Below are 6237 nucleotides of genomic sequence, written 5' to 3'. Positions count from 1 at the left end.
AAAAATCTTAAAACAGACAACCAAACTGGTTTTGGAACCAATGCTGCCAATTATGGGGGAAGATTTTTGGCTAAAGATGGTTACGCTAATATCGAAAGAAGCGGTTTGCCTTTTTTTGATCAAATTAGTTGGTTTCACACGCTGTTGCGGTTGCCAGCATGGAAATTTCAAATGATAATTTTCTCTGTTTTTATTTTGATTAATTTTGTTTTTGCTTCCATTTATTATTTTATTGGGGTTGAACATCTGAACGGGATTGTTGCTAGTTCTGAAATCGAAAAATTTGGTCAAGCTTATTTTTTTAGCGCACAAACATTTACAACAGTAGGATATGGTCATATAAGTCCTAATGGATTTTTAACAAGCGCAATTGCAGCAACTGAAGCACTAACTGGGCTTTTAGGATTTGCACTGGCAACTGGTTTGTTGTACGGAAGATTTAGTAAACCTGAGGCGCATCTGAAATTCTCAGAAAATGCAATAATTGCCCCTTTTCAAGGCGGAAAAGCACTAATGATTCGTATCGCTTCTTACAAAAACACAAATTTGACTGATGCCGAAGCAAAACTAACGCTAGCCATGACAGTCGAGGAAAATGGAGTTCCTGTAAATAGATTTTTTCCTTTAGCTTTAGAGTATAGCACTGTAAATTTCTTAACATTAAGCTGGACATTAGTGCATCATATTACAGAAGAAAGCCCATTGTACGAATATACTAAAGAAGATTTTGTTAATGAAAAAGGTGAGATTTTAGTATTTTTAAAAGCTTTCGACGAAATGTTTAGCAATACAGTGGCGATTAGGACATCCTATATTTTTAAAGAAATTGTTTACGGAGCTAAATTTTTACAAATGTTCGAGCATAGTAACGACAACACAAAAACAGTCATTCATATAGATAAATTGAATTCATTCGAACAAATTGAGATGTGATTTTAAAGCAATTTGTAATCTAAATTAACTTGTACTTTTTTTGATACTTTACTACTAATAAGGAATGGTAAATCAATATTAAAATCATCAGTATTTAAAGTGAAATTGGAAACTATATTAGTAGTGTTCTCGTTTTTAGAAATCTTTGCAACAACCGAAATGTTTTTAGATTTTCCGTGTAATTCTATTGTGCCATTTATAATAAATTCTTGTTTTTGACTGGTTAGTTTCGATGCATCGAAATTTTCAATTTTCCCTTTGAAAATGGCTTTCGGATATTTGTCGCTCTCTATGTAGTTTTCATTAAAATGTTCTTGCATTAAAGATGATTTAAACTTAAAACTTTTTATCATAGCCACACTAGCGATATCTCCCGTTTTTGTGTTCAGGACACAAGCCGAAAGTTTATTGGTTGCTTTTACTTCTTCAAAAGACGGCACAGAAGCCTCAAAAATAATTTGACCAGTTTTTGTTAAAATTTTATCTTGAGCAATTGCAAAATGGCTCATCAAGATTAGGACGAATGTGATAAGTGTGTTTTTCATTAGTTTACAAATCCATCAGTTTGCCATTTTATAATTTTGTCGATAGTTGCTTGTGGTAATCTTGTTCCTGCATCTGGCATCATGCCACCCGAGCCCTGAGCTCTAGAAACTCTATCTATTAATCCTCTCGTGAGTATTGCATTTTTTACATCATCGTAAGTAGTAAGTTGCATTGGCGCACCATTAATGGGAGGGGAAGCATGACAATTTAAACAATTACTGTTTATAATTGATGCAATATCTGTACTGTATTTTATTGTTACTGTATTATTTGTGGGTGTTGTAAGATCAGATGTGCTATCGTTGTTACAAGATGACAATGTTGTTAACAGGACTATTATGACAAAAAGCTTTATATTCATTTAATTAAAACTTAAGTTAAACAATTTGGTATTTAATGTTAAAATTTATATAAAAATAAATAAATTTTCGGATTAATATTGTTAAATTTGTTATAAATTGTTTTATAAAATGAAATTTCCTTTTAGAATTGTTTTGTCACTAGTGGTCTTTTTTGCTTTTTCAGCAAATGTATTCTCGCAAAATGATGTTTTTAATGTAGCACGTTCAGGAACTGTTGAAGATTTAAGAGCATTAATAAATCAAGACTCCGAGGTAATAAATACTAAAAATGAAAATGGTTTTACACCCCTAATATTAGCTTGCTACAAAGGAAATGTGGCAGTTGCAAAATTCTTAATAGAAAAGAGTAAAACTATTGACACGTCGAGTGATATGGGCACACCTATTATGGCAGCAACTTATAAAGGGCAATTAGAACTGGTGAAATTATTATTAGAAAATAATGCGAATCCTAATATTGCTGATAGTAATGGAACGACTCCACTTATTTATGCTGCTATGTTCGGTAATACTAACATTATGAGTTTATTGTTAAAATATAAAGCAGATAAGACACACAAAGACAAAGACGGTAAAACTGCTTTCGAGTTTGCTGTGTTTTCAGGAAATCAAGAAATTATAAACCAACTTAAAAACTAAAAACATGAAAAAAATTACTTTTTTATTATTATTTGTAGGAGTTAGCACTTTTGGACAGTTTACAACAGGAGTTATTAGTTTAACTGGAACAAGAACTTTACAAATAGATACAAACGCTACAACAGCAACAATGACACTAACAGGTTCAAATACCTCATGGTTAGGAATTGGTTTTGGAGGAAGCACGATGTCAACGGTTACGGATATGTTTATCTGGAATTCAACCGCAAATAGAGATTATACTCCTTCAGGAGGCCAATCAACTCCTTCGGCTGATGCATCACAAAGTTGGACGATTGTTTCAGATAATGTTTCAGGAGTTACTAGGACTGTTGTTGCCACCAGACCTTTAGTATCTTCTGGAGATTTTACTTTTTTGAATGATAGTTCAAGTATAAATATAATTTACAATCAAGGCACTTCTACTGTTTTAGCTTATCATGGAGGCTTAAGTGAGCGTGGTTTTGAAACGCTAACCAGAACGGCTTTAGGCATCGAAGACTTTTCTTTAAATGCGACTCAAATTTACCCAAACCCATCAAACGGAGATTTTATGATAAAAACTAAATCAGGTTTAGATAAAATAAATCTGTATTCGCAAGTTGGCGCTTTCGTAAAAACAATTATGATAAATGATTCAGATGCTGTTGAGGTTACTATTAATGGTTTGTCATCAGGTGTTTATTTGCTGGAATTATTAAACGCAAATGACAAATCTTGGAAAAAAATCATTGTAAACTAAAGAGATGTTTATGAAAAACCTACTTTTACTAATACTCCTTAGTTTTTCACAAATAATTTTTGCTCAGGACGATTTACTTTCACAAATAGATTCGACAGAAACAAATCAGAAAGTATCAGCAGCGTTTAAAGCGATGAAAATTGTAAATCTCGAGTCGACTAAATTGCTTGGCAAAAAAGAATTGTATTTCGTTATTGCCCATCGTTTTGCATCTGTAAAAGACGGAATAGACGGTTTTTTTGGATTAGATAATGCCGTTACTCAAATTAAATTTATTTATGGTATTTCAGATAAATTTAATTTAGCTGCGGGAAGAAGTGAACAAGCGTATGATTTTTCGGCAAAGTATTTATTAAAATCGCAGGTTCAAGATGGTTTTCCGTTTACAATCGTTGGTTTCAATAGTTTAGGATTTAATAATTTACTAAAACAATCAATTTATCCCAAAATGAAGTTTAGTAACAGAATGGTTTATGTAAATCAGTTGCTGGTTTCAAGAAAGTTTTCGGATAAGTTATCGTTAGAATTTGCGCCAACTTATTTTCATGAAAATTTTGTGGTTAATGATTTTCAAGATAATAGCCAGTTTGCTTTAGGTTTTGGTGGTCGATACAAATTATCGAAGCGTGTTTCGTTAAATATGGATTATGCAGCTCATTTGAACAGAACACCAACATCTATATATAATAATCCGCTTTCAGTAGGTGTTGATATTGAAACTGGTGGACACGTTTTTCAGATGCATTTTACAAATTCACAAGGAATGCACGAAGCTGGATTTTTAGGAAATACAACTGGTAGTTGGAGCAAAGGAGATATCTTTTTTGGTTTTAATTTAGCACGAGTTTTTTAAGAAATAGTGACCTGAACATTATATTTGTTTAGGTTTGATATTGCTTCTTCAGATTTGAAATCAAAAATTTCCTCATGTTCTTGTTTTTCTTTTCTAATAGCAATCATTTTTATACAATTATAAAAACGACGAACTTCATCATTATTTGATAAAATGAGTCCTGGAACCAATGCATTATTGCCATTAGTATCTTTAGAAACCATGGTAAAATAGCTAGAATTACAGTGTTTTATAACACCAGTTCTAATATTTTCTGCTTCCACACGAATGCCAATAATCATGGAGCTTTTCCCTACATAATTTACGCTAGCTTTCATCGTTACTAATTCCCCAACTTCTATAGGATTTAAGAAATCGACAGTGTCTACCGAAGCAGTTACACAATAATTTCCTGAGAATTTTGACGCACAAGCAAAAGCAATTTGATCTAATAAAGACAAAATATATCCACCATGTATTTTGCCCGAAAAATTAGTATGTGAAGGCAACATCAATTCAGAAATAGTAACTTTTGATGCTTTTACGGTTTTGAAAACAGTATTCATATTTATCTATTAAGATGTGGTGATTTTTCTTTTTGTACTTCGGTTACAAAATATTTTGTATCTCCCCACCAAGGAAAAGTTTTGTATCGTTCTACATAAGTCACTTTTACATACTGACCTTGCATGTTTTTCATTTCTTCAATTACTTTTTCATCTTTATCTAATATCGAAAAAGTAAAAATTTTAGCTCCTGATATTCCTTGGCTCAATTCGCCTTCATAGGTTTTAAAAATCATTCCTTTACTACTTATTTTTATTAATTCGCCAGAACGAACACCTTCACTGTACGTTGCGTAATATAAAAAAGTAAAGTAACTAGTAATTCCTAAAATGATGGTTGTAAGTAAGATAAAAATTATTTTTCGTAACATAATGTTTAGTTTAAAAGATTGTTCTCGTTTGTTTCGGCTCTATTTATAATGTTTTCGGGTAAAGCTTTTTTTGCTTTTGCGCCCATTTTTTTCAATTTTTCTACACTTGTAATTAAGTTTCCTTTTCCTTCTACAAGTTTATTCATAGCGCCAGAATATTCTATTTTGCTTTCGTCAATTTTTTTACCAATTTTTATTAAATCGGACACAAAACCTTCAAATTTATCATACAAAGCACCTGCCTGACGGGCAATTTCTAATGCATTTTCTTGTTGTTTTTGGTTTGCCCACATACTGTCAATAGTACGCAATGTAGCTAATAATGTTGATGGTGTAACAATTACAATATTTTTCTCGAAAGCTTTATTATACAAAGTAGTATCTTCGTTTAGTGCCAACGCAAAAGCGGGTTCCATTGGGATAAATAAAAGTACAAAATCTGGACTTTCTATCTGATATAAATCATGATAATTTTTGTCGCCTAGTTGTTCTACGTGTCGTTTTATAGCAAGTACATGATCTTTTAAATGTTGTGATTTTAAATCGTCATTATCTTCATTTATATAACGTTCGTAAGCGGTTAAAGTTACTTTAGAATCGACAATCATTTTCTTGCCATCAGGTAAATTAATCACGACATCTGGAAAAACACGATTCCCTTCGGCGGTTGTAAAACTTTGCTGTACTTCGTATTCGCGACCTTTTTCTAATCCTGATTTTTCTAACACACGTTCCAAGACTAATTCGCCCCAATTCCCTTGCATTTTGCTATCACCCTTCAATGCTTTAGTAAGGTTTAACGTTTCCTTACTCATTTGAGCATTCATTTCGCTTAATCCTAATATTTGCTGACGTAAAGCCGCATGATAATCGATGCTTTCTTTGTGTGTGTCTTCTACTTTTTTCTCAAAATGAAGAATTTTGTCTTGTAATGGAGAAAGAATATTTTTCATATTCTCCTTATTTTGCTCGGTAAATTTGTTTGTTTTTTCTTCTAGAATTTTATTGGCAAGATTCTCGAATTCTTTGGTGAATTTTTCTTGTAATTGCTCGACTTCTTGTTTCTGGTCTTTGTTTTTTTCTAAAAGAGAATCGAAATCGGCTTCTTTTTTTGCAAGTTGAATGTTTGCAACTTCTTTTTCGGTACGAATTTGTTCTTTTTCTGTATTCATTTGAAGTAAATTTTTCTCGAAAGAAATCTTCTCAATTAGAGATTGTTCTCTTAATCCATTTAATTTTTCTTCTA

General features: G+C 31.9%; 9 protein-coding genes. 4 read left to right on the top strand and 5 right to left on the bottom strand.

Features of this window, described 5'->3' with window-relative positions:
• The coding region (locus ACH2BG_RS10665) for an ion channel (protein WP_395047678.1) at window positions 1–933 on the top strand (933 nt) is incomplete at its 5' end.
• Between the two features lie 2 nt (window positions 934–935).
• Here the strand turns inward: ACH2BG_RS10665 and ACH2BG_RS10660 are convergent.
• Both ACH2BG_RS10660 and ACH2BG_RS10655 read right to left on the bottom strand, forming a co-directional pair.
• The gene (locus ACH2BG_RS10660; RefSeq protein ID WP_395047677.1) at window positions 936–1478 is read right to left on the bottom strand and encodes a YceI family protein; all 543 of its coding nucleotides are present in this window, start codon (window positions 1476–1478) and stop codon (window positions 936–938) included.
• A complete protein-coding gene (locus tag ACH2BG_RS10655) occupies window positions 1478–1840 on the bottom strand; it encodes a c-type cytochrome (protein WP_395047676.1) in 363 nt (120 codons plus the stop codon). Before ACH2BG_RS10655 ends, ACH2BG_RS10660 begins: the two co-directional genes overlap by 1 nt.
• A gap of 109 nt (window positions 1841–1949) precedes the next feature.
• Here ACH2BG_RS10655 and ACH2BG_RS10650 point away from each other — a divergent pair, with 109 nt between their 5' ends.
• From ACH2BG_RS10650 to ACH2BG_RS10640, 3 genes are read left to right on the top strand one after another with little or no spacing between them, the layout of a single operon-like run.
• Window positions 1950–2480, top strand: a complete 531-nt coding sequence (locus ACH2BG_RS10650) for an ankyrin repeat domain-containing protein (RefSeq protein ID WP_395047675.1) — start codon at window positions 1950–1952, stop codon at window positions 2478–2480.
• 4 nt (window positions 2481–2484) lie between these two features.
• Complete coding sequence (locus ACH2BG_RS10645; RefSeq protein ID WP_395047674.1) at window positions 2485–3222, top strand: T9SS type A sorting domain-containing protein; 738 nt, start codon at window positions 2485–2487, stop codon at window positions 3220–3222.
• Window positions 3223–3232: 10 nt separating this feature from the next.
• Window positions 3233–4075 carry a DUF5777 family beta-barrel protein gene (locus ACH2BG_RS10640; RefSeq protein WP_395047673.1) on the top strand — a complete coding sequence of 281 codons (843 nt, stop codon included), beginning with the start codon at window positions 3233–3235 and terminating at the stop codon, window positions 4073–4075.
• Here ACH2BG_RS10640 and ACH2BG_RS10635 read toward each other — a convergent pair.
• The 3 genes from ACH2BG_RS10635 to rmuC all read right to left on the bottom strand — a co-directional run.
• Window positions 4072–4620 (bottom strand): acyl-CoA thioesterase, encoded by a 549-nt coding sequence (locus ACH2BG_RS10635; protein ID WP_395047672.1) that lies wholly within the window; start codon window positions 4618–4620, stop codon window positions 4072–4074. The genes ACH2BG_RS10640 and ACH2BG_RS10635 overlap by 4 nt on opposite strands.
• A 2-nt stretch (window positions 4621–4622) precedes the next feature.
• Window positions 4623–4991, bottom strand: coding sequence for a 6-phosphogluconate dehydrogenase (locus ACH2BG_RS10630; protein WP_395047671.1), 369 nt, complete (start codon window positions 4989–4991; stop codon window positions 4623–4625).
• 5 nt (window positions 4992–4996) lie between these two features.
• Window positions 4997–6237, bottom strand: a 1241-nt coding sequence (gene rmuC, locus ACH2BG_RS10625; RefSeq protein WP_395047670.1) for a DNA recombination protein RmuC, incomplete at its 5' end; no start/stop codon positions are given.

The organism is Flavobacterium sp. (assembly GCF_043779715.1).
Lineage (GTDB): Bacteria > Bacteroidota > Bacteroidia > Flavobacteriales > Flavobacteriaceae > Flavobacterium.
Note: the sequence above shows the minus strand (reverse complement) of the source record. Positions and strands in the feature narration are given on the sequence as shown.

Bases quoted from the DNA above. Each gene is read 5' to 3' on its own strand.
- ACH2BG_RS10660 (WP_395047677.1), bottom strand. From the start codon at position 1,478: ATGAAAAACACACTTATCACATTCGTCCTAATCTTGATGAGCCATTTT.
- ACH2BG_RS10655 (WP_395047676.1), bottom strand. From the start codon at position 1,840: ATGAATATAAAGCTTTTTGTCATAATAGTCCTGTTAACAACATTGTCA.
- ACH2BG_RS10650 (WP_395047675.1), top strand. From the start codon at position 1,950: ATGAAATTTCCTTTTAGAATTGTTTTGTCACTAGTGGTCTTTTTTGCT.
- ACH2BG_RS10645 (WP_395047674.1), top strand. From the start codon at position 2,485: ATGAAAAAAATTACTTTTTTATTATTATTTGTAGGAGTTAGCACTTTT.
- ACH2BG_RS10640 (WP_395047673.1), top strand. From the start codon at position 3,233: ATGAAAAACCTACTTTTACTAATACTCCTTAGTTTTTCACAAATAATT.
- ACH2BG_RS10635 (WP_395047672.1), bottom strand. From the start codon at position 4,620: ATGAATACTGTTTTCAAAACCGTAAAAGCATCAAAAGTTACTATTTCT.
- ACH2BG_RS10630 (WP_395047671.1), bottom strand. From the start codon at position 4,991: ATGTTACGAAAAATAATTTTTATCTTACTTACAACCATCATTTTAGGA.